The sequence below is a fragment of the Microbacterium sp. IO18 genome (assembly GCF_049099505.1).
GTDB classification, from domain to species: Bacteria; Actinomycetota; Actinomycetes; order Actinomycetales; family Microbacteriaceae; genus Microbacterium; species Microbacterium aurugineum.
The window spans coordinates 1,690,029-1,715,021 of sequence record NZ_JBMJAF010000001.1 but is presented as its reverse complement, the minus strand read 5'-3'; the positions used below and the strand labels follow the sequence as shown (position 1 = coordinate 1,715,021).

The 24,993-nt window shown below is 67.8% G+C and carries 24 protein-coding genes; 19 read left to right on the top strand and 5 right to left on the bottom strand.

Annotated features, from left to right (window positions below):
* Positions 1-13 precede the first annotated feature (13 nt).
* The 10 genes from ftsH to ACLF6J_RS08275 all read left to right on the top strand — a co-directional run bounded on the left by ftsH (position 14) and on the right by ACLF6J_RS08275 (position 10,587).
* Positions 14-2,014, top strand: coding sequence for an ATP-dependent zinc metalloprotease FtsH (gene ftsH / locus ACLF6J_RS08320; RefSeq protein ID WP_047521291.1), 2,001 nt, complete (start codon positions 14-16; stop codon positions 2,012-2,014).
* 1 nt (position 2,015) lies between these two features.
* A complete protein-coding gene (folE, locus tag ACLF6J_RS08315; protein WP_047521289.1) occupies positions 2,016-2,618 on the top strand; it encodes a GTP cyclohydrolase I in 603 nt (200 codons plus the stop codon).
* Positions 2,618-3,427: a dihydropteroate synthase gene (gene folP / locus ACLF6J_RS08310; protein WP_134352930.1), complete on the top strand. Its 810-nt coding sequence runs from the start codon at positions 2,618-2,620 to the stop codon at positions 3,425-3,427. The genes folE and folP overlap by 1 nt, the downstream gene beginning before the upstream one ends.
* Before the next feature lie 44 nt (positions 3,428-3,471).
* A complete protein-coding gene (gene folB, locus ACLF6J_RS08305; protein ID WP_047521285.1) occupies positions 3,472-3,867 on the top strand; it encodes a dihydroneopterin aldolase in 396 nt (131 codons plus the stop codon).
* Positions 3,864-4,403, top strand: a complete 540-nt coding sequence (folK, locus tag ACLF6J_RS08300) for a 2-amino-4-hydroxy-6-hydroxymethyldihydropteridine diphosphokinase (protein WP_047521283.1) — start codon at positions 3,864-3,866, stop codon at positions 4,401-4,403. Before folB ends, folK begins: the two co-directional genes overlap by 4 nt.
* Positions 4,400-4,882, top strand: a complete 483-nt coding sequence (locus ACLF6J_RS08295; RefSeq protein ID WP_047521281.1) for a DUF3180 domain-containing protein — start codon at positions 4,400-4,402, stop codon at positions 4,880-4,882. Before folK ends, ACLF6J_RS08295 begins: the two co-directional genes overlap by 4 nt.
* A complete protein-coding gene (locus ACLF6J_RS08290; protein WP_047521280.1) occupies positions 4,833-5,414 on the top strand; it encodes a PH domain-containing protein in 582 nt (193 codons plus the stop codon). Before ACLF6J_RS08295 ends, ACLF6J_RS08290 begins: the two co-directional genes overlap by 50 nt.
* The gene (locus ACLF6J_RS08285; protein ID WP_244093592.1) at positions 5,411-7,219 is read left to right on the top strand and encodes a PH domain-containing protein; all 1,809 of its coding nucleotides are present in this window, start codon (positions 5,411-5,413) and stop codon (positions 7,217-7,219) included. Before ACLF6J_RS08290 ends, ACLF6J_RS08285 begins: the two co-directional genes overlap by 4 nt.
* Before the next feature lie 2 nt (positions 7,220-7,221).
* Complete coding sequence (locus ACLF6J_RS08280; protein ID WP_131493016.1) at positions 7,222-7,914, top strand: DUF2520 domain-containing protein; 693 nt, start codon at positions 7,222-7,224, stop codon at positions 7,912-7,914.
* Between the two features lie 96 nt (positions 7,915-8,010).
* Positions 8,011-10,587, top strand: coding sequence for a LuxR C-terminal-related transcriptional regulator (locus ACLF6J_RS08275; protein WP_134352931.1), 2,577 nt, complete (start codon positions 8,011-8,013; stop codon positions 10,585-10,587).
* Between the two features lie 84 nt (positions 10,588-10,671).
* Here ACLF6J_RS08275 and ACLF6J_RS08270 read toward each other — a convergent pair whose 3' ends face one another.
* Both ACLF6J_RS08270 and ACLF6J_RS08265 read right to left on the bottom strand, forming a co-directional pair.
* Positions 10,672-11,910, bottom strand: coding sequence for an alpha/beta hydrolase (locus ACLF6J_RS08270; RefSeq protein WP_166804696.1), 1,239 nt, complete (start codon positions 11,908-11,910; stop codon positions 10,672-10,674).
* 341 nt (positions 11,911-12,251) lie between these two features.
* The gene (locus ACLF6J_RS08265) at positions 12,252-13,013 is read right to left on the bottom strand and encodes a DUF1345 domain-containing protein (RefSeq protein WP_134352933.1); all 762 of its coding nucleotides are present in this window, start codon (positions 13,011-13,013) and stop codon (positions 12,252-12,254) included.
* Positions 13,014-13,412: 399 nt separating this feature from the next.
* Between ACLF6J_RS08265 and ACLF6J_RS08260 the strand changes: the two genes are divergently transcribed.
* From ACLF6J_RS08260 to ACLF6J_RS08240, 5 genes are read left to right on the top strand one after another with little or no spacing between them, the layout of a single operon-like run.
* The gene (locus ACLF6J_RS08260) at positions 13,413-13,967 is read left to right on the top strand and encodes a TasA family protein (RefSeq protein WP_131492938.1); all 555 of its coding nucleotides are present in this window, start codon (positions 13,413-13,415) and stop codon (positions 13,965-13,967) included.
* Between the two features lie 11 nt (positions 13,968-13,978).
* Positions 13,979-14,497: a hypothetical protein gene (locus tag ACLF6J_RS08255; protein WP_134352934.1), complete on the top strand. Its 519-nt coding sequence runs from the start codon at positions 13,979-13,981 to the stop codon at positions 14,495-14,497.
* Positions 14,494-15,057 (top strand): signal peptidase I, encoded by a 564-nt coding sequence (locus ACLF6J_RS08250; protein WP_166804697.1) that lies wholly within the window; start codon positions 14,494-14,496, stop codon positions 15,055-15,057. The genes ACLF6J_RS08255 and ACLF6J_RS08250 overlap by 4 nt, the downstream gene beginning before the upstream one ends.
* Positions 15,054-16,244: an RCC1 domain-containing protein gene (locus ACLF6J_RS08245; RefSeq protein WP_134352936.1), complete on the top strand. Its 1,191-nt coding sequence runs from the start codon at positions 15,054-15,056 to the stop codon at positions 16,242-16,244. The genes ACLF6J_RS08250 and ACLF6J_RS08245 overlap by 4 nt, the downstream gene beginning before the upstream one ends.
* 29 nt (positions 16,245-16,273) lie before the next feature.
* Positions 16,274-16,714 carry a DUF805 domain-containing protein gene (locus tag ACLF6J_RS08240; protein WP_134352937.1) on the top strand — a complete coding sequence of 147 codons (441 nt, stop codon included), beginning with the start codon at positions 16,274-16,276 and terminating at the stop codon, positions 16,712-16,714.
* Positions 16,715-16,740: 26 nt separating this feature from the next.
* Here the strand turns inward: ACLF6J_RS08240 and ACLF6J_RS08235 are convergent, their stop codons facing one another.
* Entirely contained in the window at positions 16,741-18,576 is a 1,836-nt protein-coding gene (locus ACLF6J_RS08235) for a DUF2207 domain-containing protein (protein ID WP_134352938.1), read from the bottom strand.
* Between the two features lie 80 nt (positions 18,577-18,656).
* On the opposite strand from ACLF6J_RS08235, the gene lysS reads away from it, so the two are divergent.
* The gene (gene lysS / locus ACLF6J_RS08230) at positions 18,657-20,189 is read left to right on the top strand and encodes a lysine--tRNA ligase (RefSeq protein ID WP_131492930.1); all 1,533 of its coding nucleotides are present in this window, start codon (positions 18,657-18,659) and stop codon (positions 20,187-20,189) included.
* A gap of 17 nt (positions 20,190-20,206) precedes the next feature.
* Here lysS and ACLF6J_RS08225 read toward each other — a convergent pair whose 3' ends face one another.
* Positions 20,207-21,334, bottom strand: coding sequence for a DUF4192 family protein (locus tag ACLF6J_RS08225; RefSeq protein WP_134352939.1), 1,128 nt, complete (start codon positions 21,332-21,334; stop codon positions 20,207-20,209).
* A gap of 112 nt (positions 21,335-21,446) precedes the next feature.
* Between ACLF6J_RS08225 and ACLF6J_RS08220 the strand changes: the two genes are divergently transcribed.
* The 3 genes from ACLF6J_RS08220 (at position 21,447) to ACLF6J_RS08210 (ending at position 23,942) form a co-directional block, all read left to right on the top strand.
* Positions 21,447-21,620, top strand: coding sequence for a hypothetical protein (locus ACLF6J_RS08220; protein ID WP_165875449.1), 174 nt, complete (start codon positions 21,447-21,449; stop codon positions 21,618-21,620).
* Positions 21,621-21,705: 85 nt separating this feature from the next.
* Positions 21,706-23,166, top strand: a complete 1,461-nt coding sequence (cls, locus tag ACLF6J_RS08215; RefSeq protein ID WP_047521265.1) for a cardiolipin synthase — start codon at positions 21,706-21,708, stop codon at positions 23,164-23,166.
* A 47-nt stretch (positions 23,167-23,213) separates the two neighbouring features.
* Positions 23,214-23,942, top strand: coding sequence for a hypothetical protein (locus tag ACLF6J_RS08210; RefSeq protein WP_134352940.1), 729 nt, complete (start codon positions 23,214-23,216; stop codon positions 23,940-23,942).
* A gap of 14 nt (positions 23,943-23,956) precedes the next feature.
* On the opposite strand, the gene ACLF6J_RS08205 is transcribed toward ACLF6J_RS08210, so the two are convergent.
* Positions 23,957-24,955 carry a diacylglycerol/lipid kinase family protein gene (locus tag ACLF6J_RS08205; RefSeq protein WP_134352941.1) on the bottom strand — a complete coding sequence of 333 codons (999 nt, stop codon included), beginning with the start codon at positions 24,953-24,955 and terminating at the stop codon, positions 23,957-23,959.
* Between the last annotated feature and the right edge of the window lie 38 nt (positions 24,956-24,993).

The window sequence follows — 24,993 nt, the reverse complement described above, 5'->3', positions numbered from 1 at the left end:
CGCTGATCCGATCATGGATGTGAAGAAGCTCACCCGGAATCCGCTGATCTACGTCGCGCTGATCGGCGTGCTGCTCTTCGGCGGATTCCTGCTGATCTCGAATCTGGGTGCGCCCAAGCAGATCACGACGCAGGAGGGGCTCAAGCTCCTCTCCGGCACCACGGTCACCGAGGTGGTCACCACCGACGGCGATCAGCGCGTGGACATGACACTCTCTAAGCCGTTCGAGGGCTCCGAGAACGTGCAGTTCTACTACGTCGACGCACGCGCCGACGAGGTCGTCTCGGCGATCAACGAGGCCGCTCCCAAGGACGGCTTCAACGACGCGGTGCCCCGGGCGACCTGGTTCGACGGCTTCCTCTCCCTCCTTCTCCCGCTGGTGCTGCTGGGCCTCCTGTTCTGGTGGCTCCTGTCGTCGATGCAGGGCGGTGGCGGCAAGGTCATGCAGTTCGGCAAGTCCAAGGCCAAGCTGGTGAGCAAGGAGACCCCGACCGTCACCTTCGCCGATGTCGCCGGTGCCGACGAGGCCATCGAGGAACTGCACGAGATCAAGGAGTTCCTGCAGGATCCCGCCAAGTTCCAGGCGATCGGTGCCCGCATTCCGAAGGGCGTCCTGCTGTACGGCCCCCCAGGAACGGGCAAGACGCTGCTCGCCCGCGCGGTGGCCGGGGAAGCAGGAGCCCCCTTCTATTCGATCTCCGGATCGGACTTCGTCGAGATGTTCGTCGGCGTCGGAGCGTCGCGTGTGCGCGACCTCTTCGGCCAGGCCAAGGAGAACGCCCCGGCGATCATCTTCATCGACGAGATCGATGCCGTCGGCCGTCACCGCGGCGCCGGTATGGGCGGCGGAAACGATGAGCGCGAGCAGACCCTCAACCAGATGCTGGTCGAGATGGACGGCTTCGATCCGAACGCCAACGTCATCGTGATCGCGGCGACCAACCGTCCGGACATCCTCGACCCCGCGCTGCTGCGCCCCGGTCGCTTCGATCGCCAGATCGGCGTGGACGCCCCCGACCTCAAGGGACGTCAGAAGATCCTCGAGGTGCACAGCAAGGGCAAGCCGCTCTCCAAGAACGTCGACCTCGAGGTCGTCGCACGCAAGACCCCCGGGTTCACGGGTGCCGACCTCGCGAACGTGCTCAATGAGGCGGCTCTGCTGACCGCGCGCTCGAACGCGCAGCTGGTCGACAACCGAGCTCTCGACGAGGCCATCGATCGTGTGATCGCCGGTCCGCAGCGCCGCACCCGGGTGATGCGCGACAAGGAGAAGCTCATCACCGCGTATCACGAGGGCGGGCACGCGCTCGCCGCCGCCGCGATGAACTACACCGACCCGGTGACCAAGATCACGATCCTGCCCCGTGGCAAGGCTCTCGGCTACACGATGGTGCTGCCGCTCGACGACAAGTACTCCGTCACCCGTAACGAGCTCCAGGACCAGCTGACCTACGCCATGGGCGGCCGCGTCGCCGAGGAGCTCGTCTTCCACGATCCGACCACCGGTGCCTCGAACGACATCGAGAAGGCGACCTCGATCGCTCGCAAGATGGTCATCGAGTACGGCATGACAACCGAACTCGGTCCGGTCAAGCTGGGCACCGAGGGTGGCGAGCCTTTCGCCGGGCGCGACATGGGCCGCGGACGTGAGTACTCCGAGACGATCGCCGAGCGGGTCGACACCCAGGTCCGCGCGCTCATCGAACAGGCGCACAACGAGGCCTACGAGGTTCTCAGCGCGAACCGCGACATCCTCGACAAGCTCGCTCTGGCCCTGCTCGAGGAGGAGACCCTCGACCACAACCAGATCGCCGAGATCTTCACCGAGATCAAGAAGCTTCCGGAGCGCCCGTTGTGGCTCTCGAGCGAAGGTCGTCCGGTGTCCGAGCGTCCTCCGATCGAAGTACCGAAGAAGGACGTCTCGCTCGCGGCATCCGTCGAAGCCCCGGCCGGTGCCCCGCGCACGCAGCAGGGTTCGGCGGGAGCCGGGCATCCGCGGCCCGCGACGGCGTGACGTGACCGTCGACAGACAGCGTGTCGAGCGGCTCACCCGCGAGCTTCTCGAGGCGATCGGTGAGGATCCGGATCGACCGGGATTGAAGCAGACCCCGTCGCGGATGGGGGAGTTGTACTCCGAGTTCTTCTCCGGGGTGGGGGAGGATCCGGCGGAGCCGCTCGCCCGCACGATCAGCGTCTCCCGCGGCCCGGCGCCCGACACCCTGCCCTCCGGCGCTGTGCTGCTGCGCGACATCCGCTTCCGCTCGGTCTGCGAGCATCACCTGCTGCCGTTCGCCGGGCACGCCCACATCGCGTATCTTCCGGGGGAGCAGGTCGTGGGGCTCGGGGCGCTCGTTCGCGTGGTCGAGATCCTCGCCGCACGCCCTCAAGTGCAGGAGCGACTCGGAGAGCAGATAGCGGACACGATCGCCGAACACCTCGACACCCGCGGCGTGCTGGTGGTGCTCGACGCCGCCCACGGCTGTGTGACGATGCGGGGCGGTCGGCAGACCGAGACCTCCACGCTCACGATCGCCGCCCGGGGCGAGTACACGGACGCCGTCGCCCGGACCGAGCTCATCACGTTGATCGGGGCGGCAGGGTCCGGAGCAGCACGCTGATGACGGGCATCTGGGGCATCGTCAACGTCACTCCCGACTCCTTCAGCGACGGCGGGCGCTACCTCGATGTCGATCATGCGGTCGCGCACGGTTTGCGACTGCGTGCCGAGGGAGCGACCGTGCTGGACGTCGGCGGTGAATCCACCCGGCCGGGTGCGGAGCGGGTCGGCGAGCACATCGAGCAGCAGCGCGTCATCCCCGTGATCGAGCGACTCGCCGCTGCCGGTGTGCCCGTGAGCATCGATACGCTCAGTGCGGCCACCGCTGCCGCGGCCGTGCGTGCGGGCGCCCGCATCGTGAACGACGTCTCCGGCGGGCTCGCCGACCCGGAGATGCGTGCGGCCGTCGCCGAGTCGGGCGCGGACTTCGTCATCGGCCACTGGCGCGGCTTCTCCGCGGACATGTACGCGAACGCCGAGTACCGTCGTGTCGCCCGCGAGGTCGCCGGCGAACTCCACGAGCGCATGGGGGAGGCGGCCGTGGCCGGGATCGCCCCGTCGCGCGTGATCGTCGATCCGGGTATCGGCTTCGCGAAGACCGGGGCGCAGAACTGGGACGTGCTGCGCGGACTCGAGGAGATCGTCGCGCTCGGGCCCCGGGTCCTGATCGGCACGTCGCGCAAGCGCTTCCTGGCGGAGACACTGCGCCAGGAGACCGGCACCGACGACGAGGTATCGGAGTCGCGGCGCGACCTCGCAACGGCTGTCACGAGCGCGCTCGCCGCGCAGGCCGGAGCGTGGGCCGTGCGGGTCCACGATGTGGCCGCCACCCGCGATGCGCTCGCGATAACGCATGCTTGGACGGGCTGAACGTCCGCTCAGCCGCCGGAGGGCGTCCCCCGTACGCTAGAGGCATGGATTTCCTCGATGAGATCGTCCTCACCGGCCTGACCGTCTTCGGCCGCCACGGCGTCTATGCGCACGAGCGGGAGGACGGGCAGGAGTTCTCGATCGATCTGCGTCTGCGGATGTCGCTGGACCAGGCGGCGGCGTCGGATGACGTGGCCGACACCGTGCATTACGGAGAACTGGCCGAGAAGGTGGCAGCGGTGGTGGGGGGCGAGCCGGTGAACCTGATCGAGACGCTCGCCGAACGGATCGCCGCCGTGGCGCTGGGAGACGTGCGCGTGCAGAACGTCACCGTCACCGTGCACAAGCCGCACGCCCCGATTCCGCTCAGCTTCGCGGATGTGGCCGTCACGGTGCACCGCAGCCGTGCGCCCGAGGCGATGGAAGACATCACGATATGAGCCGCAACCTCGCGAACCCGCTCGATCTGCCGGACCGCCGCGCCGGCCGTCCCGAAACCGTGGCGGTCGTCGCGCTCGGCGCGAACCTCGGGGACCGTCAGGGGACCATCCGTGCGGCGGCCGAGCGGATCGCCCGGCTGCCGTTGGTGAGCGACGTCCGGCTCTCGCGCTTGTTCGAGACCGTCGCGCTCCGCCTGGACGGTCCGGATCCCGACGCGCCCGGCTACGTCAATGCGGTCGCTTTGGTCACCACGCGGCTCGCGCCCGAGATCCTTCTCGGGATGCTCCACGCCATCGAGGACGAGAACGGCAGGGAGCGCCGGGAACGGTGGGGCGACCGCACCCTCGATCTCGACCTGATCGCGTACGGCGACCTCGTGTCGGACGACCCGCGCCTGCAGCTGCCGCATCCCCGGGCGGGTGAGCGGCTGTTCGTCCTCGATCCGTGGCTCGATGTCGACCCCGAAGCCGAACTGCTCGGCAAGGGAAAGGTGTCGGACCTCGTCGCCGGGCTTCGAGCACGGGGCGAGGGATGAGGCGCACGTCCCTCGGCGTCCTCGTCGTCCTCGCGCTGCTCGCCGGCGGCGGTGGATTCCTGCTCGATCACATCCTCACGGTGTCGGGCCGCATCACGTTCACGCCGTCGCTGCTGCTGCCCGTGCTGCTCCTCCTGATCGCCGCCGCCTCGGTGGGGGTCGCCTGGCCGGTCAGGCGCAGCGTGCGGTCGGGGATCCGCATCGATCCGTTCCGCGCCCTCCGTGCGGCGACGCTCGCCCGTGCCTCGAGCCTGCTCGGGGCGATCATGGCCGGCTTCGGGGCCGGCCTGCTGGCGTTCCTCCTGTCCCGTCCCGTCGTTCCGCAGGTAGGGTCGACTGTGGCCATGCTGGCCCTGATCGGAAGCGCGATCATCCTCGTGATCGCCGCTCTCGTCGCCGAACAGTTCTGCACCCTGCCGAAGGATCCTGATGACTCAGAACCCAGAGACCACGCCCCTCAACCCGGCGGAGGGCACTGATCTCGCCGCCCTCGACCAGGGCACCTACTCGAAGCTGCGCACCGCGCGCAACGAGGCCCGGCTGGAACTCGACGGCACCTGGCACCAGATCTCGCCCCGCTACGTCGTGTCCCAGATCGTGCAGAATGTGATCTTCATCGTCCTGGTGGCCGTCGCGGCCGTCGTGCTGAACCTGGTGCTGCACCAGCAGTGGGTGTGGATCCCCGCCGGCGTGATCCTGTTGATCACCGTCTTCGCTCTCATCATCCTGCCGCGCCAGGCCAGGGCGATCGGATACATGCTGCGCGCCGATGACATCGTCTTCCGCAAGGGAATCCTCTGGCAGCGCATGATCGCGGTTCCCTATGGACGCATGCAGCTGGTGGACATCACGCAGGGACCGCTCGATCGCGCCTTCGGTATCGCCCAGTTGAAGATGGTCACCGCGGCGGCGACGACCGGCGTGCAGATCCCCGGGCTCACCCAGGAGGCCGCGGAGGCACTGCGCGACACGCTCATCCACGTTGCCGAGACCCGCCGGACCGGCCTGTGAGCGAGCCGCAGCTCCCGCCGTCCCCGAGTGCGCAGGCGACGGCCTCGGAGCCGTCCACGAGCCTCGCCAACGGCGAGTGGCACCGCATGCATCCGCTCACCCCGCTCTTCAAGGGCGGGCTGGTGCTCATCATCGTCGCCGGCATCACGATCGCGAACATGCGCGATCGCCTCATCGCATGGGCCGTGGCCCTGTTCGCGCCGGAGGAGGCGCGTTATGGTGACTATGCCGGGGCCGACCCCGTCGAGTGGGTGCTGGCGAACAACCTGATCCTGGTCGTGCTGCTCAGCGTGCTCGGTCTCGCGATCGTGCTGATACTGATCTTCTGGTTCGTCTGGCGCTTCCAGCAGTTCCGCATCACCGGTGACCACGTCGAAGTGCGCAAGGGCATCATCTTCCGCTCGCACCGTCGGGCACCGCTCGATCGGGTGCAGGGCGTCAACCTCACCCGCCCCTTCCCCGCTCGCATCATCGGCCTCGCCAAGCTCGAGGTCGTCGGCGCGGGCAACGACGCGAACGTGGAGCTGGAGTATCTCGCAACGGCTCGCGCGGAGTCCGTCCGGTCGGACATCCTCCGCCTGGCTTCCGGAGCGAGGGCGGCACGCGCTGCGGCCCAGAACCCTGATCCCACTGCCGCGGCGGATGCGCCCACCTCTGCTCGCGCGCAGCTGGTCGGCTCGATGAACGAGGGCGTCAACGGACTCCTCGCGGGGGTGGACCTCGCCGATGTCGTCCCCGAGAGCGTCGTCAAGATCCCGACGGGCCGTCTGGTCGGCTCCCAACTGATCTCGGGCCTGCTCTGGTTCGTGTTCTTCGGCGCGATCTTCGCGATCGCTTTCGGCAGCGCGCTGATCGGCATGTTCGTCGACGGCGACACGGGCGGCGGGATCGTGCTGCTCGGCCTGGGCCTCGGCATGGGTGTGCCGATGGTCATCGCGGTCGTCGGTATCACCTGGGCGCAGATCTCGAAGTCGCTGCGCTATTCGATCGCCCCGACGCCCGACGGCGTGCGCATCACCTACGGTCTGCTCACCACGGTGACCGAGACGCTTCCGCCCGGACGCATCTTCGCGGTCGAGGTGTCGCAGTCCCTGCTGTGGCGTCCGTTCGGCTGGTGGACGATCCGGATCAACCGGATGAGCGGCAAGAGCGCCGCGCAGCAGTCCTCCGGAAGCGGGCAGCAGTTCAACGTGGTGCTCCCGGTCGGCAAGCGGGCCGACGTCGAGCGTGTCCTCGGGCTGGTTCTGCCGGACGTTCCGGCGGCGAACATCCCGGAACTCTGGGAGCACGGCATCGTGGGTCCGGGGGAGGGCGATGCCTACCGGACGATGCCTCGTCGAGCGCGGTGGCGGCGTCCGTTCTCGTGGAAGCGGCACGGCTATCTCGTGACCGATTTCGGGCTGCTGCTTCGTCGCGGGATCGTGTGGCGCAAGCTCGCCGTGTTCCCGCTCGCGCGCCTGCAGGGCGTGTCCCTCAGCCAGGGGCCGATCGATCGAGCACAGCGGGTGTCGGGGGCACAGGTTCACACCGTTCCCGGTCCGATCACGGGTTACCTCTCCGGACTCGAGCGTGCCGATGCCCTGGCGCTGCTCGACGGTGTCGTGGTCGCCGCCGCTGAGGCCGCGTCGCGCGACAGGAGCCACCGATGGAGCGAGCATTCGCCCACCGCATCTGAGCCGACTCCTCCGGCGCCCCCGGCCTACACGGGGCCGCCTCCCGTTTCTCCTCCCCCTCCGTACTCCGGGCCTCCCGCCGCGCCGCCGCTTCCACCGGCGACACCGCCGCAGCCGCGGTCGGAGCAGTGACAGTGCCGCGGGATGGGCGACTCGGCGTCGGGATCATCGGCGCCGGGCGCGTCGGTCCCGTGATCGGAGCCGCGCTCGGTGGGGCCGGGCATGCCGTGGTCGGGATCACGAGCGGCTCCGACGATGAGCGTGCCTCTGCGGTCCTTCCCGATGTGCCGGTGCTCGACCCGCTCGACGTCGTGCGTCGCGCCGAGCTCGTGGTCATCGCGGTCCCCTCGGAACAGCTGCCCTCGCTCGTCGCGGGTATCGCCGAGGTGGGCGGTTGGCAGGTCGGACAGCTCGTGCTGCACACGGATCCGGCGTTCGGCATCGAGGTTCTGAGTCCTGCCGCCGCACGCGGTGCGATCCCCCTCGCCGTGCACCCGGCGATCACCTTCACCGGGACGTCGATCGACCTCCGCCAGCTGCAGGCCGGCTTCGCCGCGGTGACCGCGCCCGCTGCTGTGCTGCCCATCGCTCAGGCGCTCGCCGTGGAGATGGGCTGCGAACCGGTCGTGATCGCCGAGGCCGACCGTCCCGCGTACGCCGACGCGATCGCCACCGCGACCGAGTTCTCCCGGTCGATCATCGGGCAGTCGACCGCAAGGCTGCGTGAGATCGGCGTGGAGAACCCGGGCGGATACCTGTCGGCGCTGGTGCAGTCGACCGTCGAACGCGCCCTTCGCGAGGCATCGGATCCTTCTCCGCTGATCTGACCGTGTTGCGCGCACGAGTCCTGGAGCGAGTGCTTGTACCCGGTAGGCGCCAGGTCTATCTTGAGGGCATCGGAGCGCCTGAGAGGAGGTGGCCCCATGGTCATCGGTCGAGAGCGTCCGCTGGCCGCCGCCATGGATCTCCTGATGGCAGGCGTCAGCGTCGACATCGTGGGCGGGCGGGGGAGCGGTCGGAGCACATTCCTCCGTGCCCTGGCCTCCCGCCTCGAGGATCGGGAATGGACCGTCGTCAAGGCACGAGGCATCGCGTCGTTGCGGCAGCACAGCTTGGGCGCGCTGCACCTCGCCGGGTTCGGTACCGCGGCGGGTGCTCGACCAGCGACTCTGAATGAGACGGCACGCGCGCTGGCCGAGCGACTCCGTGCGCGGACAGGGGTGCTGCTCGTGGACGACTGGGATGATCTCGACGAGTCATCCTGGGGAGTGGTCGAGTACGTCCGCCGAGACGCCGGCGTGCCGGTCGTGATCTCGCGCCTCCAGGGCCTTCGTGCACGCCATACCCCGACGGGCTTGCCCGCGTCGACGCTCGAGCCTGCCTACGTGATCGACATCGAGCCCCTCCGGTTCGACGAGATGGAGTCGGTGCTCAGGGAACACCTCGACGCACCGGTCGAAGCGGGAACGATGAGCCGCCTCTTCGCGAAATCCGGAGGAAATGTCGGACTTCTCCTCACCCTGGTCGACGCCTCGATTCGCGAACAGCGCATGTCTCGTCGGAGCACCGGGGAGTGGGAGGCATCGCGCGACCTCTGGAGCGGAGCTCTCCGTGCGGTGCTCGAAGCGCATCTCGAGGGCTTCGAGGATCACACGCGGGACGCGTTGGAGATCATCGCGGTCGTCGGCGTCGCAGACCTCGAAACGGTGCGGAAACTCGTGCCGTGGGAGATCCTCGAATTGCTCGAGGAACGGGGGACGATCGCGATCGTCCCGAGCGCAGGACGACGACTCGTGACGGTCGTTCCTCCCCTCCTCGTCGAGTACTTCCGGCATGAGCCGCTGGCGACGAGAAGGACTCGCCTCATCGAACTCGTCGAGGACAAGCTCGGGGCAGGGCTCGGGGAGCAGGAGACGGAGCCTGACGAGCCGCGGCGCAGCATCAGCAGCGTGGACGATGCTCTCTTCGTGCGTCTCCTCCAGGAACGTGCGCGGACGTTGCGCCTGGTCACGGCTGCGGAATGGGCGGTGAATCCGTCACCGGCTGCAGCGGTCCGATACGCTACGGCGCTCATGCACGCGAGTACCGAGACGGTGCGATCCACGGTGGAAGGGATCATCGACACCGTCGATCCGAGTCTGGGGGACGGCGCGAGTCTGGCCGAGTTCGTGGTCCTGCGAGCACAGTGGCGCGCGTACGTGGCGGGGGAACTCGACGAGGCGATCGCGCAACTCCGATGGGATGCCGCTGATCTCTCCTTGGGGCCGTATCGACGTCTCCTCGATGCGGCTCAGGTGCGGTTGCTCGTCAACCTCCGTGAAGTTCCCCAGGACTTCACCTCGAAGCTCGAGGTCGAGGATGATCTGCCCGGCCCTGTGAAGATCACGCTGTGGGAGACGCAGATGCTCGTGCTCGTCTGCCTCGGTCGATTCGACGATGCGAGGCGGGTCTTCGCGGAGGTGTCGACGCTCGACGACGGACATGCTTCCCACCTTTCGCGGGCGCTCATGGGACTCGCCCTGCTCGGAGCCGGCCGGCATCGGGAGGGGATGGACTTCCTCGGCCGCGGCTTCGACGAAGCGCACGGGTATCTCGATGTGGACGCGTTGCGCACGTTCGGTGCAGCCCTCGCCCTGGGGCACATGCTCGCAGGAGACTACACCGCCGCCGATGACGTCTTGGAGACCCTGCATTCCGCGGGTGATCCGGCCGTCTATCCGCCGGGCATCCCGCTCGCCTTGCTGTCGATCAGTGCGGTGATCAACATCCGACGAGGCAAGGTCTCGGCGGGGGAGCGGTTCGCCGCGGAGATAGAGAAGCTGGAATACCCCGACGGCCCCTTGCCCGGGCAGTCTCGAGCCTGGCCGAGGGCGCAACTCCTGGCCTTCGAGGGCGATGTCGCTCAGGCGGGGGAGGTCCTGTGGAGTTCCGGCACAGATCTGTGGAATCGCAATGCACGATACGCAGGGGTGACGGAGCTCCTGTCCTCGCTCGAGCTGGTGCCGTCTCCCGAACGCCTGGCTGATGTTCGACAGAAACTGCGAGACCTCCCCGATGCTCGCTCGCTCGCCGCATATGCGGACTTCGTCGCGGCGGGCGTGGCCGGAGACCCCGCGGCGATGCTCGCGTCCGTCGACGTTCTGGAGGACCGCGGTCTGGCAGGTCTGGCTCTCTCCGCGTGCAAGCTCGCCGCAACGGCGTTCGCCAAGGCTGCGGATCCGGAGCGGGAAGCCGCGGCACGGGCACGAGAAGAGCGTTTCCGGACCGACCTTGCCGGGCGACAGATAGACACCGCTCGGTTCGCCGCAACGGCCACTGCGCTCACCGAAAGGGAGAAGGAGGTCGGTCGGCTGGCGGCCGAGGGCCTGACGAATCCGGAGATCGCGATTCGACTCGTTCTCAGTGTCAGGACGGTGGAGAGCCATATCCATCGACTTCTCCGCAAGCTCGATCTGCAAGGGCGACAGGGCCTGAGCAACCACCTGGAGGCCCTTCGCTGAGTCGCTCCGACCGGGCGTCGCGTGTCGGTGATCGCGTCGGCCACCGCGATCCCGGAAGATCGCGGTGGCCGAGGGGGCGATCCGTCAGTCGTCGCCGAGCGTGATGGCGGGGGACTCCGAGCCGGTGTACACCTCTTGCACGCCGCCGTCGATGAAGGTGGCGATGGCATCTAACGACGCCTCCGGCTGCAGGGCCCATGACCGGTGCTCCGCCCCTTCGATGTAGACGACCTGCATGTCACGGTTCGCTTCGACGTAGGCGTACTGTGCCGTCCAGCTCACGTAGTCGAACTGCGGCTTGAGCATCATCGTCGGGATGTCCAGCTCTTCGAGACGCCGGATCGTGTCCGGCATGTGCTCCGTGAACTCGGAGTTGAGCTCCATGGTCGACATGAAGTTGAGTCCGAAGCCCGAACCCAGGGCTGTCGCCGACCACCGCTTGAGCTCGTCCTGCGACGTGAGGTTGGACGCGGCGCCGGTCATGCCGAGTCCCTGCAAGGCGACTGTCGCGAGGACCCGAGGAGTCAGCTTCTCCTGCATCGTCGCGATATCGCCACTGCGGTTGTGGAAATCCGGGTCGAGACGCTCGAGCTCTGCCCCTTCGACGGCCTCCGCTGCCGTGATCTCGTCAGACGAGAGGAAGCCGCCGGGAGCGGTGAGGATCGCCTGCTCGACGTGGTCGGGGTAGTTCGCCGCATAGGCCTCCACGATGTACCCGCCGGCTGACTGGCCGATCAGGATGGCTTTTTCTGCTCCGGTCTCTTCGCGGACGGCGTCGAGGTCCGCAAGCCACCGCTCCTCGGTGTACTCGTCGAGTTCGATGTCCGGCGAGAAGCCTGCACCCGGCTGATCGTAGAGATAGACATCGTGTCCGGTCTCGGCCAGCCGGGGGATGAAGTCGAAGTCCTTCTCGTCGTTGAAGCCGCCGGGGCCGCCGTGGACGTAGATGATCGGGGTGGACGACGGCTCGTCCCCCTGTGCCTCGTATTCCCAGTACGCGATGCGGGACCCGGTCTCGAGGTTCCAGAAGCTGGGCTCCGGCACGGCCAAGGGCGTCTCGTCCCCTTCGATCGGCGCGAGCACGGTGGTGCCGGCGGCCACAGAGGCGACGACCAGAGTGGCGCCTGCGACCAGATAGGGAGACTTGCGTCGGCCCAGCGCGGGGCGCGGTCGCGTGTCCGAGGGCGGCCACGTCTTGTGGGCGAGGGCGGTCAGCAGCCAGGTAGCCCCGAAGAGGGCCACGGCACCGGAGATCAGACCCGCGACCAGGCTGAGGTGCAGCCCGAGAACGGCGAAGACGACGGCGAGTGCAACGCCGACCACGATGGCCAGAATGGAGAGGATGATGGCGGCTGTGGTTCGGCCGAAGCGCGCTCCTCGGGAAAGAGGGCGTGAAGGACTGGGGTGCATGGGGTTCTTTCTTTGCATGGTGAAACGCGCGGGAGCGCGTGGGGCTCGTTCCCCGGGAAAGCGCACCCCGAGGTGTTGCGCGGAACACCCACATCGGGAACGGGGGCGCGCAACAGGTGCGATCCATGAAGCTACGTCGACCTGGACTCGCGTGCGCGCTCAGGTGTGGCTTCTCCGTGCCGGCGGCGTCGATTGAGGTACTCGGACTCCCCGACCCGTGCGTGAGCGCGTCCTTCTCGGTGCGGTGATCTCGACTACCGGAAGCCGTTGGACATGATCGTGTTGAGTGCGAGCACGATGATCAGGCCGTTGAAGAAGAAGCTGGACACGGAGTGCCAGACCACGGTCCACCGCGTCCGGCTGGAGAGCACGGTGACATCGGACGCGGCGAAGCTGCTTCCGACCGTGAAGGAGAAGTACACGAAATCCACCATGCGGGGGAGCGGGGTTCTGGGAAAGTCGAACTGCGGCTCGTCGGCCGTGAGACTGCGCTGGAAGTAGATCTGTGCGAAGCCCCAGTGCAGGAAACCCCAGGCGAGAACCATCACCCACACGCCGATGATCGTCGTCCTCAGCCCGACGAGCCAGTCCGGGCTGAGAGCGAGGACACGGAGGGCGGCGGTGAGGCCGGTCATGCTCGCCAGGATCGTCGTGGACGTCGCCACGATCCGCGAAAGTCGGCTGGCGATGAAACGATGCGGCCGAGCGTCCGCCGGCAGCCGGGCGGAGAGACCGAGCCCGAGGAGTGCCAAGGAGGCATAGAGGGTCCCGACCAGTGCCCATGCGCCGAGCCAGTCGAGTTGTGCGACGCCGTTCTCGACGCCGAAGTTCACGATGACCCCCAGGACGATCATCGCCACCTGACCGACCAGCGCCGCTCCATAGCCGATCGCGCCCCACCACCCTCTCGCCTGCCGAGTCGTCCGATCGTTCGACAGGCGAGCGGTCGTCAACCGTCGCGAGCGATCACGCAGATCTGCGTGGCGTTCGTCGTTCGCGAACTCGCGCTTGTACATGAAGACCTTCCAGCCGGGACGAAAGATCTCATTCCAGCAGTCGTCATCGATGCGGAACGGCGGATCGCCGGGTGGTGAGAGGCGGCGGACCGGAGATTGGGTGCGTCGCGGTGCGGATCTGCGTGTCCATCCAGGCGACCCCCGTGGGACGCTCGGCACTGATCCCGCCGGCACGACTACTGAATCGCGGCTATTCGCCACTCAAGCGTCGAATCCGAACCGTAGCGTGGCATCGGCGGCTGGGCGACCGCGCTCGACGACGAACAGGAATGATCACGATTTGTGGTCGATCATGTGAAAACGACCCCCTCTGTCTTGAATGGTGATATCTCCCGGGCACCGCGGGGAGATCAGATTACGACTCGCTGAGGCGGGTCTTAGGTGCATCGGAGGATCAAGATGGACGTGAAGATCAGTACCCGCGCGAAAGTGCTGGCAGCGATCGGGATAATCGCCGTGGCAGCCGTGGGCGCGACCCTCGCGGCGTTCACCGACACAGGCAACGTGGAGACCACGTTCACCTCGGGGACACTGGACCTCAAGTTCGACGACGACCAGGACGGCAACCCGGACAACTACCTCGTCGACTTCAGTGCAGGGTTCGACAACCTCGCGCCGGGCGACTCCGTCGACCTCGACCTGCTCGTCTACAACTCCGGCACGATCGATGCGCTGCTCAGCCTCGGCGCCCCGATTCTGACGAACTCGGAGGGCACGCCGGCGACGGCTCTGGAGGACTACCTGACGGTCGTCATCACCGATACCGGCACGTCCACCGAGCTGTTCAACGGCACTTTGGCCTCGGCGTCGTTCACCGGGCTTGACATCTCCTCGGGCGGAGCGGCCAACGGGACCACTCTGAACATCGTCGTCTCCTTCGATTCGGCCGCTCCGGTCGGCGCCGCTGGACAGGGTGTCACGGTGGTGTTCCCGTTCGAAGCGACGCAGGCATAGCGCTGTCCGTCATGAGTGACATGGTCGGGGTCCCCTCAGAGCTCGTCTGGGTTCCGCCCGTCGTCACGGTCGAGAACATCAAGCCCGGCGACCCACAGGTGCGGACGCTCACGCTCACCAACAGCAACGACGTGCCTGTCGAGCTGTCCTCGGAGCTGATGCAGTCCGGTGATCTGTTCGGGGGCGACACTCCGCTCGACGTCAGCTTCTCGTTGTCGGAGGAAGGTCGGTGCTCGGACAACCCGGAGGCGATCCCGGCGCAGGGGACGGTCACGGTGACGATGGTCGCCGAGCTGCCCATCACCGCCGGAAACGAGTATCAGGGTCAGTCCGGGGTCGCGAACTACATCGTCACCGCGACCGAAGCAGACGTCTGCGTTCTCTCGAGTCCACCGGACAACCCGCCGAACGCTCTGCCTCCGACGGGGGTGGCGGTCGGCGGGACGTTGCTTCTCGCGCTGGCATGCCTGGCGGTGGGGGCAGCGCTCCGCTTCGGGATGCGACGACGGCGGGAACGGCGGGGATCATGATCGACACCACCGCATCGACGCCTGCCGCGACGTCTACCTCGTCGTCAGGGAAGGGGTGGCGGGTGTTCTTGAACACCGCTGCGATCATCGGGGCCGCAGCGGTGGTGATCGCGCTCTTCGCCGCCATCATCGGCGCGCGAGTCCTCATCTTCTCCTCCGGCTCGATGGCTCCCGCTATCCCGGAGGGCTCCGCGGCGCTCACGATTCCTCAAGACACCGACGCGCTCCAGATCGGCGACGTGATCAGCGTCCCCCGTGCGGGGGACGGGAAACTGGTGACCCACCGCATCGTCGATCTGACCGTTCATGACGGGCTCACTCTCGCGACGCTGAAGGGCGATGCGAACCCCGCGGCTGACGCGGCGCCGTATGCCCTTGGCGCCGAGACGCAGACGGTGGCGTTCGCGATTCCCCACGCCGGCGCGGCCCTTGCCGTGATGAAGTCGCCCTGGTTCCTCGGCGCGGTCGTCGCTCTGGTCGTGCTGGCAGCGATACCGACACGTCCCCCATCGCGCAAGAAGACAGAGCGCACGAAGACAGATCACGCAGGAGAAGCATGACGGCCCGACGACGCAGACGCCTCGCCCCCTTCATCGTCGCGATCGCGATCGCGGTGGCGGCATCCGTGCTGGGAGCCAGTCAAGGGTCCGTCGCTCAGTTCGGGGACGCGGGCCGGGTGCAGTCGAGCGTGGCGGCTGTGGATTCCGTTCCGCTGAGCTTCGTCGGTATCGATGCCGGAGAGAACTACTCGATGGGCTGGACAGCTGCCGGTGAGATCTTCACCTGGGGCGGGAACTCCGGAGGCCAACTGGGAAACGGGAGTGTCGGCGGCTCACGTCTTGTTCCTGAAATGGTGATGTTGCCGCCGGGGGTGGAGGTCGTCAAGGCGGACGGCGGGTTGGATACCGTCATCGCTCTCGCCGCGGACGGCGGCGTCTACACCTGGGGGAACGGGGCTATCAGCGGGACGAGCCCTACTCCTTCACGAAACGCGTTCTTCGACTCACTCGGCGACCCGGTCGTCGGCGTCTCCAGCGGCGGCTATTACTACCTGGCGTGGACGGAGAGCGGAGCCCTGTACTCGTGGGGTACCGGAGGAAGCGGTCGTCTCGGTCGCCCTGCGACGGGGCAGAGTCCGCCGGCGCGCGTGACGGCACAGGGCTTGGATACGCAGGTCGTCGTCGGCGCTGCCGCGGGACGCTTCCAAGGAATCGCCTCGGTCGACGGTGGTGCAGTCACGGTGGCGTGGGGCAGCGGGTTCGGGACTGCTGCGGGTGTGACGCTCACGGGGATCACCTCCACGGTCGGGGGCGTCGCGGCGGGCACCGACGTCGTCCTCGCCTGGGGTCAGGATGGGTCCCTCTTCTCCGCGACGTCTGCGGCGGCGTCGGTTGTCGTCGGTGCGACCGGCATCGTCGGAGCGGACGCCTCTTTCCCCGCTGCAGGCTCCTCGTCGTTCTACGCGTGGCGCGCAGACGGGGCCCTGTTCGCGTGGGGAGACAACAGTCAAGGACAGTTGGGGCTGGGGATCACCGGCGGGTCTGTGCCCTCACCGACGCCGGTGACGCTCGCCCCGGGGTCGGTCGCACTCCAGACCGGGGCCGGCGCAGATCATGCTCTGTATCTCGGGCAGGACGGCACGTTCAGCTCGGCGGGGAGCAACGCGTTCGGACAGCTGGGAACGGGCGACACCATCCCGCGGAACACCTTCGGCAGCGCGATCACGATCCTCCGCTGGCCGCAATGATCTTCGGCGGGCGATGAGAGGGGCGACTCATGAGTACGGCGAGCGTGGCTGATCCGCTCTACGGTGCTTCCTTGGGGCAAGCGATCACGAGGTTCTTTCGCAAGTACGCCACGTTCTCCGGTCGTGCGAGTCGCTCGGAGTATTGGTGGTGGCAACTCGCCACAACCGTCGTCTATCTGGTTCTGGCGGGCTCGACTGTTGCCATCGGCGTCGCTGGCGGCGAACTCGACACCGGAAATGCGGTCTTCTCCCTGGGACCCGCTTTCAATGTCGGGGTCACGCTCCTGGCGGTCTGGGCCCTGGCCACGCTCGTGCCGCAAATCGCGCTGGCCGTGCGACGCCTGCACGACACGAACCTCTCGGGGTGGTTCGTCCTTCTGCGGCTCATTCCGTCCGTCGGGGACATCGTGCTGTTGGTGCTGACGATACAGCCGTCCAATCCCGCGGGCGCGCGGTACGACAGGCGCTGAGCCGAGGTCTCTCCTGGGGCCCGGGGTCAGCGCCCGCCAGAGAACCCGCCTCCGCCTCCGCCCCCGGAGAACCCGCCGCCGAATGATCCGCCTGCGCTCGACGAGGCGCTCGTCGAGGGTGCCGTGTAGGTCGCGGCGGAGCGCGACGATGCCATGAACGCCGCGAGCTGCATCCGGACGGCGAAGGACGCGGGGTCGCCCATCCAGGTCGCTCCGCGATGCTCATGCGCATAGGCATGCTCGAGGACATCGCCCCATTCGTTCTCCATGCCGAACAGGATCGCGTAGGGGAGGAGCCGTTCGTACAGGTGGATGACGTCGGCGGTGCCGTCCGGTCGACGTTCGGCGCCGCTGTAGGACTGGAGCATGCGCAGGCGGTCGGCCTCGGCGACCCGGATGAACTCCTGCACGCCTTGCAGGTACTCGTAGGTGCGGGCGCCCTCTGGGGTGAGCACGGTGTGCTTCGAGAACGCGTACAGGCTCGACAGCAGAACGAGGAACGCGACGAAGGAGATCACGACCACACCGGGGATGGCGGACAGGCGGCCGGTCGTGGCGGCCCAGATGCCGAGGGCCAGGCCGATCGCTGCGATGCCGATCGCGCACCACTGCAGGATGACGGCCGCGCGACTGCGGACCTTCTCGGTCAGGCCACGCGCTGCCGCGGCAACCTTCCCGCTCTGCTCCAGGGTGGTCATCCGCGCGGCGAACGCCTCGTCTGCGGCAGGAACGTCGACGACACCGTCGGGGTCGGCGTCTGCGAAGAGCGCCTTGAACGCGGCCTTGTCCAGCTCGTCGGACCCGGTCGTCGCCCGCAAACGCCGCAACCGGGGTTCCTCCGCCTGCGCGCCCTCTTCGATGCGCAGGCTGCCGCGCACGGCGAGGTGGACGATCTCGGCGGGGATCACGTCTTTCGCGCCGGGGATGATGGCGCCGGCGAGCAGTGGCGGAAGCGAATCCGGCACGTCGTACTGGGCGATGACGATCCCGGTCGCTCTCCGGCGTCGGCGCGTGAATCCTGCGACGGCCACCCAGCTGCCGACGGAGACGCCGACCGCACCGACGGCGGCGATCAGCGGGGCGATGTCGCCTACCGGATCCGGCGTCCGCGCGAGGGGCTGTGCGACGGTGTCCGCGTCGAAGCCGATTGCCACGGTCACTCCGTGACCGGCGGGGAGCTGGGCGGACTCGACCCGGAACGTCGCGGCCCCACCGTCGGTGGTCGGGCCCTGAAGGTCGCACTCGTCCCTCGAGCCCGAAGCACCGGTGTAGCACCGGGCGGAGCCGGTGAGCGCCGCCGACATCTCGCTGTCGAACGTGATGTCGGCACGGAAGCGTTCAATGGGCTGTGTGCTGTCGAGGGGGAGCAGGTCCCAATAGAACTCGTCCACCGACGGCGTCGACGACCCATCGGTCGGACTCGTCGCCAGCACCACGTCGCGCATCTCGTATTCGATCACGTACGTGGTGAGGCCCTGCACGTAGTCGTCGGTGCCGATGCTCACGAAGGTGAGTCCGTCTTCCTCGTCGGTCTCGTAGGGGACGGCAGTACCGTCTTCATCCGTGACCGCGATGATCTGCGTCTCGGTGCTGGCGCCCTGGTACGAGGTCGGCAGTCCCCGGACGATTCCGCGATTCTGATCGGTCTCGGGGAAGCGGGCGACCAGCGTCTCGGTCACCCGCATCAGCGCGCGGCCCTCCTGATCCAGGCCGACCTCGTAGTCGGCATCCCACGAGGCATACGAGAAGTCGTCCACGTCCGCCGCGGAGACAGGTGCCGCTTCCGCGGTGACCGGCGTGGCGATCCCGGCAAGAGCGAGGGAGAGGGCAGCGAACGCGCGGAGGATCCGTGGGTGGGCCATTCTTCGAGGCTACCCAGCCCGTGCCGAGGGAGGAGGCGCCGCCTCGGTAAACTGGGAACGACTTTCAAGGAGCCCCGCACATGACTGACGCGTCCGCCGCGCCCGAACCGGCCTCGAACGACCTCCCCGCCGAGGAAGACGTCCACGAACAGAAGGCCGTGCGACTCGCCAAGCGCGAGCGTCTGATCGAGAAGCGGACGGATGCCGGTGGGGGAGCTTTCCCGGTGGGCGTGCCGATCACGCACACCATCCCCGCGCTGCGCGCCGAGTACGGTGACCTCGAAGCCGGCGATGAGACCGGCGTCGTGGTCGGCGTCGCCGGTCGTGTGGTGTTCAGCCGGAACACCGGCAAGCTCTGCTTCGCGACGCTGCAGGCCGGTGACGGCGCACGCATCCAGGCGATGATCTCGCTTGCGAACGTCGGCGAGGAGTCGCTGGCGGACTGGAAGGAGTACGTCGACCTCGGCGATCACGTCTTCGTGCACGGAGAAGTGATCTCCAGCCGTCGCGGAGAGCTCTCGATCATGGCCGATGGGTGGGAGATCGCGTCGAAGGCGGTCCTGCCTCTCCCCAACGCCTACTCCGAGCTCAGCGAGGAAGGGCGCGTGCGCAGCCGCTACCTCGATCTCATCGTCCGTGAGCAGGCACGCACCACGGTCCGTGCGCGTGCGGCCGTGAACGCGAGCCTGCGTGCCACCTTCACCAGCCACGACTACCTCGAGGTCGAGACCCCGATGCTGCAGGTGCAGCACGGAGGGGCATCCGCACGCCCGTTCATCACCCACTCGAACGCCTTCGACACGGAGCTGTACCTGCGCATCGCGCCGGAGCTGTATCTGAAGCGCGCGGTCGTCGGGGGCATCGAGCGTGTCTACGAGATCAACCGCAACTTCCGGAATGAGGGTGCGGATTCCACGCACAGCCCCGAGTTCGCGATGCTCGAGGCCTACCAGGCCTATGGCGACTACAACCAGATGGCCGCGTTGACGCAGGAACTCGTGCAGAAGGCGGCGATCGCGGTCGCGGGGTCGACGACCGTGACCTGGGCCGATGGCACCGAGTACGACCTCGGCGGCGAGTGGGACCGCATCTCGATGTACGAGTCGCTCTCCGCCGCATCGGGCCGCACGGTCACCCCGCAGGACTCCGTCGAAGACCTCATCGCCTTCGCCGAGCAGACCGGTGTCGATCTTCCGCCTCAGGCCACCCACGGCAAGCTCGTCGAAGAGCTGTGGGAGCACTTCGTGAAGGGCGACCTGGTGCGCCCGACGTTCGTGATGGACTTCCCCGTCGACACCTCCCCTCTCGTGCGTGAACACCGCTCGATCGACGGCGTCGTGGAGAAGTGGGACCTGTACATCCGCGGGTTCGAGCTGGCGACCGGATACTCCGAGCTCGTCGACCCCGTGATCCAGCGCGAGCGCTTCGTCGAGCAGGCGAAGCTCGCCGCACGGGGTGACGTCGAGGCGATGCCTGTCGACGAGGAGTTCCTGCGAGCACTCGAGCACGGCATGCCGCCATCCGGGGGGATGGGCATGGGGATCGACCGTCTGCTGATGGCGATCACCGGCCTGGGGATCCGCGAGACCATCCTCTTCCCGCTGGTGAAGTAGTCCGCGGGGCCCGGCGTTCATTGTGCCGAGCCCCGACGGAACGCCCATTCCGGCAACAGGGCGCTGCCGATCATGGTCTCCAGCAACGCTGCGAGAGAGTAGCCGGGATCGATCTCGCGCACCAGGTCGAGGTAGTGACCCGCATGCGTGGCGCGGCCGAGGGCCCAGGACAACCACGCCGCCGCCGTCAGCGGTGCCGGTCGTGAAGCCCGCGGTGCCCGTGCGGCCGCCGCGCGGACGGCCGAGAGGGCGACGCGAAGCCGTTCCGGGTCCGGGCCGGGCCCCTGCCCCAGGAACAACCGCCCCAGTTCGTCCGGGACCATCTCGCCGCTGGTCGCGAAGGCCATCTGTGCGCTGTAGGCGCGCTTGCCGCCGAGGAGATCGGTGGCCCACTGGGCGATCGCGACATCTCGCAGAAGCGGGCGCTCGAGACACCACAGCAACGTCGCGGTCGCGAACGGCGGGAGCGTATCGGGAGTCGCGAGCACGGACTCGAAGAGCGCCGGGATGTCTTCCAACAGCACGAGCGCGGCGATCAGCTGGGGGTTCTCGCGTCCGGTCACACGCGCGCTGCGTCCCGTCTCCTCCTGATCGAGCAGTGCCGTCAGCTCCTGCATCGCTCGCCCGACCCTTTCCTTCTCTGCGAGGTCGACCACGGGGAGTTCCGCTCCGGCCCACTGATCCCCCGAGACATCGCCCACCGATGGCACCTCCGCGGGCGGGAGGACCTCCGCGAGGGGGTGGAGACGCGGCGCCGGGTCGAGATAGCTCGACCATCCCGACGGCGTCACACAGAGCGCGTCGACCACTCGGAGACCGGCATCCTCCGCGGACCCCAGCACCTCGTCGACGGCAACGGCGTACGGCAGCACGAGCCCGTCGCGGGTGGCCTGGGACTCCTCGTCGGTGTAGACCACGAGTGCCACGGCATCGGTGCCGGTGACGCGGGACGCCAGGCCGACCGCCGCATGAGCGTAGTGCTCGAGATCGGTCTCGTCGTCGGGGAGGTCCAGCCGCATGGCTCCTTCCGTGCGGGCGCCGCAGAAAGGGAGCAGGACGATGCTCCGACGAGGTGTGAACCCGGCGAGAGGGGGGACCAGGGCGAGGAACGCGGCGGAATCGGTGGCACGAAGAACTGTTGTCATGCCGAGAGTGTCGCGGAACGCGTGGCCACGCAGGGCGGAAGAGGCGGGCTGTGGACGCGGATCCTGAAAGAGCGGGAATGTGCACGAAGAGTGGCTCGCGTACCATGGGGTGATGGACAACTTCTGGCTCGCCGCGGCATGGTCTCTCCTGCCGACCGTCGGAGTGAGCATCGTGTTCGTCTTCGTGCTCCGCGGCATCCTTCGCTTCGATCGCAAAGAGCGCAAGGTCCACGCGCAGATCGAGGCCGAAGAGCGCGCGGCGCGCGGCCTCCCGCCGCGCGTCTGAGTCCGACCCATCCGCTACTGTGAAGCCAGCACACCGGCTCCGGTGTGAGTCCGAGGTGATCGTCACCACGGTGTGAGGGGACACGATGACCGCGGAGACCTGGGGCTGGTGGATAGCCGCCTTCCTCGTGGCCCTCGACATCGTCATCCGCGTGACGGCGATCATCGTCATCCCGCGCAATCGCCGACCGACGGCCGCGATGGCCTGGCTCCTCGCGGTCTTCTTCATCCCGTTCGTCGGCGTGTTCCTCTTCCTGCTGATCGGAAACCCACGGCTTCCGCGTGCCCGGCGGCGCAAGCAGGACCAGATCAACGAGTACATCGCCCAGACGAGTGAGCACCTGCACTTCGGGACTCTGCGTCCGAACGCCCCCGAGTGGTTGGGGCCCATCGTCCAGATGAATCAGAAGCTCGGCGCGCTGCCGCTCTCGGGTGACAACGGCGCCCACCTGATCTCGGACTACCAGGAGTCCCTCGACGAGATGGCCGAGGCCATCCGCACCGCTCAGGAGTACGTGCACGTCGAGTTCTACATCCTGCAAGCGGATGCGTCGACGGACAACTTCTTCCGAGCGCTCGAAGAGGTCTCGGCGCGTGGTGTCGAGGTGAGAGTCCTCCTCGATCACTGGGCCAACCGCGGCAAGCCCCGGTACAAGCAGACCATCGCCCGTCTCGACGCCATGGGTGCCGACTGGCATCTGATGCTTCCCGTGCAGCCGTTCAAGGGCAAGATGCAGCGTCCTGACCTGCGCAATCACCGCAAGCTCCTGGTCGTCGACGGCAACGTCGCGTTCCTGGGCTCGCAGAACATCACGGACTCGACCTACAACCTGCCGAAGAACATCAAGCGCGGTCTGCACTGGGTCGATCTCATGGTCCGTCTGGACGGTCCCGTGGTGCTGAGTGTCAACGCGATCTTCGTGGCCGACTGGTACAGCGAGACCGATACGGTCCTCGAGGGGATCGACATCGCCCATGCGAACATCGGCTCGGGCGACCTCGACTGCCAGGTCGTGCCGTCGGGACCGGGGTTCGAGGTCGAGAACAACCTCCGGCTCTTCCTCGGGCTGCTGTACGCGGCCAAGAAGAAGATCATGATCGTCAGCCCCTACTTCGTCCCCGACGAAGCGCTCCTGCTGGCGGTGACCGCAGCCGTCGACCGAGGCGTCCACGTGGAGCTCTTCGTGTCGGAGGAGGGCGATCAGGCGATGGTCTACCACGCCCAGCGCAGCTACTACGAGGTGCTGCTCAAGGCCGGCGTGCGGATCTGGATGTATCGCAAGCCGTACATCCTGCACACCAAGACGCTCACGATCGACGACGGGGTCGCGGTCATCGGGTCCAGCAACATGGACATGCGCTCCTTCGGTCTGAACCTCGAGGTCTCGATGCTGGTGCGGGGCGAGGAGTTCGTCGCCGAGATGCGCGAAGTCGAGGACAAGTACCGCTCGCTCAGCCGCGAGCTGACCCTCGAGGAGTGGATGCAGCAGCCGCTGCGCTCCACCGTGCTCGACAACCTGGCGCGTCTCACCTCCGCCCTGCAGTAGCTCGCGAGTGCCTTCCGGGTGATCACGGCGCGGGATACCCTGTGTGCATGACCTCCGCGCTGCGTCCCCTCGCCTCCGTCGTCGGCCTCATCGCCGCCGCGTTCCTCGTCGCAGGGTGCACCGCCGGGCCGGGTGCGGACACCCCGACGAGTTCACCGGCTCCGAGCGCCGGAGACGTCGACGATCAGAACGACATGGAGGGCGCCCTGCTCGATGACGGCCGCATGTTCGCGGTCGTCACGTGGGGATCCTCGACCTGCGTGCCGCAGGTGGACCAGGTCACCGGCGAGGGCCAGACCGTGACCGTGACACTGGCGGATCCGGCCGCGGAGGCGGAGAAGCCGTGCACGGCCGATCTCGCTCCGCGGGCGAGCCTCGGCGCCCTGCCCGAAGGCGTGGACCCGACGAAGGACATCACCCTGAACGTCACCTACGGTGATCTCACCGACGACATCGACCTCGACGGCGACCCCGCTGCCGCAGGAACGCCTGGAAGCTCGACCGAGTACCTGCCGACCGCCGGCTGGTTCGACGACGGTGCTCTCGTGCTGCTCACCTGGGGATCCTCGAGCTGCATCCCGGTCGTGGAGTCCCTCGAGGGCTCCGGTACCTCCGGCACCGCCACCTTCGTCACCGATGACGATCAGGTCTGCACGATGGACATGGGGCCGCGGGCGACTATGCTCGCGTTCGGCGATGACACCGTCGAGGACGACGGCACCTTCACGCTGACGCTGGTCGGCGGCGGTCTCGACGGAACGGTCGAGGTCCGGTAGCGTCGCCGTCGCTCTCAGAGCATGTGCACCGGGTGGCCGGGGGGAAGCGCCAGCAGGAGCGCCCCCGGGTCGGCCCAGCAGGTGATCCGCACGGCTTCACCGAATTCATCCCCGTCGAGTTCGATCGGGATCGGCCCGGGCACAGCTGCTTCGGCGGCTGCCCCGTGGAAGTAGTGCACCGAGGCGTTCTTGCCGCGACGTTCGAGCACGCGACGCCCGGCACGGAATCGCCGCAGCACCGAGTTGTCCCACCAGATCTTGCGCCAGACGGCGAACCATCCGAGGACCCCGGTGGGTTTGATGACGGCGATGTCGAGGGATGCGTCGGTGATCGACCCGTCGGGGATCAGAGCGATGCCGGCGGGAAGGGTCCCGCAGTTCGCGAAGAGCAGACTGTACGCGCGATGCGAATGCAGGCGGCCGTCATCGACCTGGTAGACCGCACGGAAGGGCTTCGCGCGGGGCAGTGACCGCGCGGCGCCGTCGACGTACGCGATCCATCCGACCGACTTCTTCAGGTTCGAGCGGGTGTTCGCGATCATGTCCGCATCCAGGCCCATGCCGGCGAGCACTACGAAGGCGTGTTCCTGCTCCTCACCGTCGGCTCTGGTCAGGCGCGCCCAGCCGATGTCGATCGCGTGCCGGAAGCCGCCGAGAGCGGCTCGGATCATCTCCTTCGGGTCGGCGAGCGGAAGTCCGAGGTTGCGGGCGAGGAGGTTCCCGGTGCCGCTGGGCAGGATCGCCAACGGGACTCCGGTGTTCGCGATCGCTTCGGACACGGCGCGGACCGTGCCGTCGCCGCCCGCCACCAGGACGACGTCGACGCCGCGTTCGAGAGCCTGTGCAGTGGCCTGTTGCCCGGCATCCTGCACCGTCGTCGGGTAGAAAGCCGGGTGTTCCCACCCCGCTTCGCGGGACAGGTCCCTCACGGCTTCGCGGAGGTGCTTCCCGTCGACCTTGATCGGGTTGTAGACGAGCGCCGCCTGTCGTCGGACGAGGGCGGGCGTGGTCATGGCGCTACTCTAATCCGCGATGCCGGGTCTCGCGGACT

What these genes read in the sequence shown, in the direction of transcription:
- ACLF6J_RS08290 (WP_047521280.1), top strand. Translation starts at nt 4,833, where the DNA reads ATGACTCAGAACCCAGAGACCACGCCCCTCAACCCGGCGGAGGGCACT.
- ACLF6J_RS08295 (WP_047521281.1), top strand. Translation starts at nt 4,400, where the DNA reads ATGAGGCGCACGTCCCTCGGCGTCCTCGTCGTCCTCGCGCTGCTCGCC.
- ACLF6J_RS08255 (WP_134352934.1), top strand. Translation starts at nt 13,979, where the DNA reads ATGAGTGACATGGTCGGGGTCCCCTCAGAGCTCGTCTGGGTTCCGCCC.
- ACLF6J_RS08245 (WP_134352936.1), top strand. Translation starts at nt 15,054, where the DNA reads ATGACGGCCCGACGACGCAGACGCCTCGCCCCCTTCATCGTCGCGATC.
- ACLF6J_RS08210 (WP_134352940.1), top strand. Translation starts at nt 23,214, where the DNA reads ATGACCTCCGCGCTGCGTCCCCTCGCCTCCGTCGTCGGCCTCATCGCC.
- folP (WP_134352930.1), top strand. Translation starts at nt 2,618, where the DNA reads ATGACGGGCATCTGGGGCATCGTCAACGTCACTCCCGACTCCTTCAGC.
- ACLF6J_RS08250 (WP_166804697.1), top strand. Translation starts at nt 14,494, where the DNA reads ATGATCGACACCACCGCATCGACGCCTGCCGCGACGTCTACCTCGTCG.
- ACLF6J_RS08235 (WP_134352938.1), bottom strand. Translation starts at nt 18,576, where the DNA reads ATGGCCCACCCACGGATCCTCCGCGCGTTCGCTGCCCTCTCCCTCGCT.
- ACLF6J_RS08265 (WP_134352933.1), bottom strand. Translation starts at nt 13,013, where the DNA reads ATGTACAAGCGCGAGTTCGCGAACGACGAACGCCACGCAGATCTGCGT.
- ftsH (WP_047521291.1), top strand. Translation starts at nt 14, where the DNA reads ATGGATGTGAAGAAGCTCACCCGGAATCCGCTGATCTACGTCGCGCTG.
- folK (WP_047521283.1), top strand. Translation starts at nt 3,864, where the DNA reads ATGAGCCGCAACCTCGCGAACCCGCTCGATCTGCCGGACCGCCGCGCC.
- ACLF6J_RS08275 (WP_134352931.1), top strand. Translation starts at nt 8,011, where the DNA reads ATGGTCATCGGTCGAGAGCGTCCGCTGGCCGCCGCCATGGATCTCCTG.
- ACLF6J_RS08260 (WP_131492938.1), top strand. Translation starts at nt 13,413, where the DNA reads ATGGACGTGAAGATCAGTACCCGCGCGAAAGTGCTGGCAGCGATCGGG.
- ACLF6J_RS08240 (WP_134352937.1), top strand. Translation starts at nt 16,274, where the DNA reads ATGAGTACGGCGAGCGTGGCTGATCCGCTCTACGGTGCTTCCTTGGGG.
- ACLF6J_RS08205 (WP_134352941.1), bottom strand. Translation starts at nt 24,955, where the DNA reads ATGACCACGCCCGCCCTCGTCCGACGACAGGCGGCGCTCGTCTACAAC.
- ACLF6J_RS08220 (WP_165875449.1), top strand. Translation starts at nt 21,447, where the DNA reads ATGGACAACTTCTGGCTCGCCGCGGCATGGTCTCTCCTGCCGACCGTC.
- lysS (WP_131492930.1), top strand. Translation starts at nt 18,657, where the DNA reads ATGACTGACGCGTCCGCCGCGCCCGAACCGGCCTCGAACGACCTCCCC.
- folB (WP_047521285.1), top strand. Translation starts at nt 3,472, where the DNA reads ATGGATTTCCTCGATGAGATCGTCCTCACCGGCCTGACCGTCTTCGGC.
- cls (WP_047521265.1), top strand. Translation starts at nt 21,706, where the DNA reads ATGACCGCGGAGACCTGGGGCTGGTGGATAGCCGCCTTCCTCGTGGCC.
- ACLF6J_RS08225 (WP_134352939.1), bottom strand. Translation starts at nt 21,334, where the DNA reads ATGACAACAGTTCTTCGTGCCACCGATTCCGCCGCGTTCCTCGCCCTG.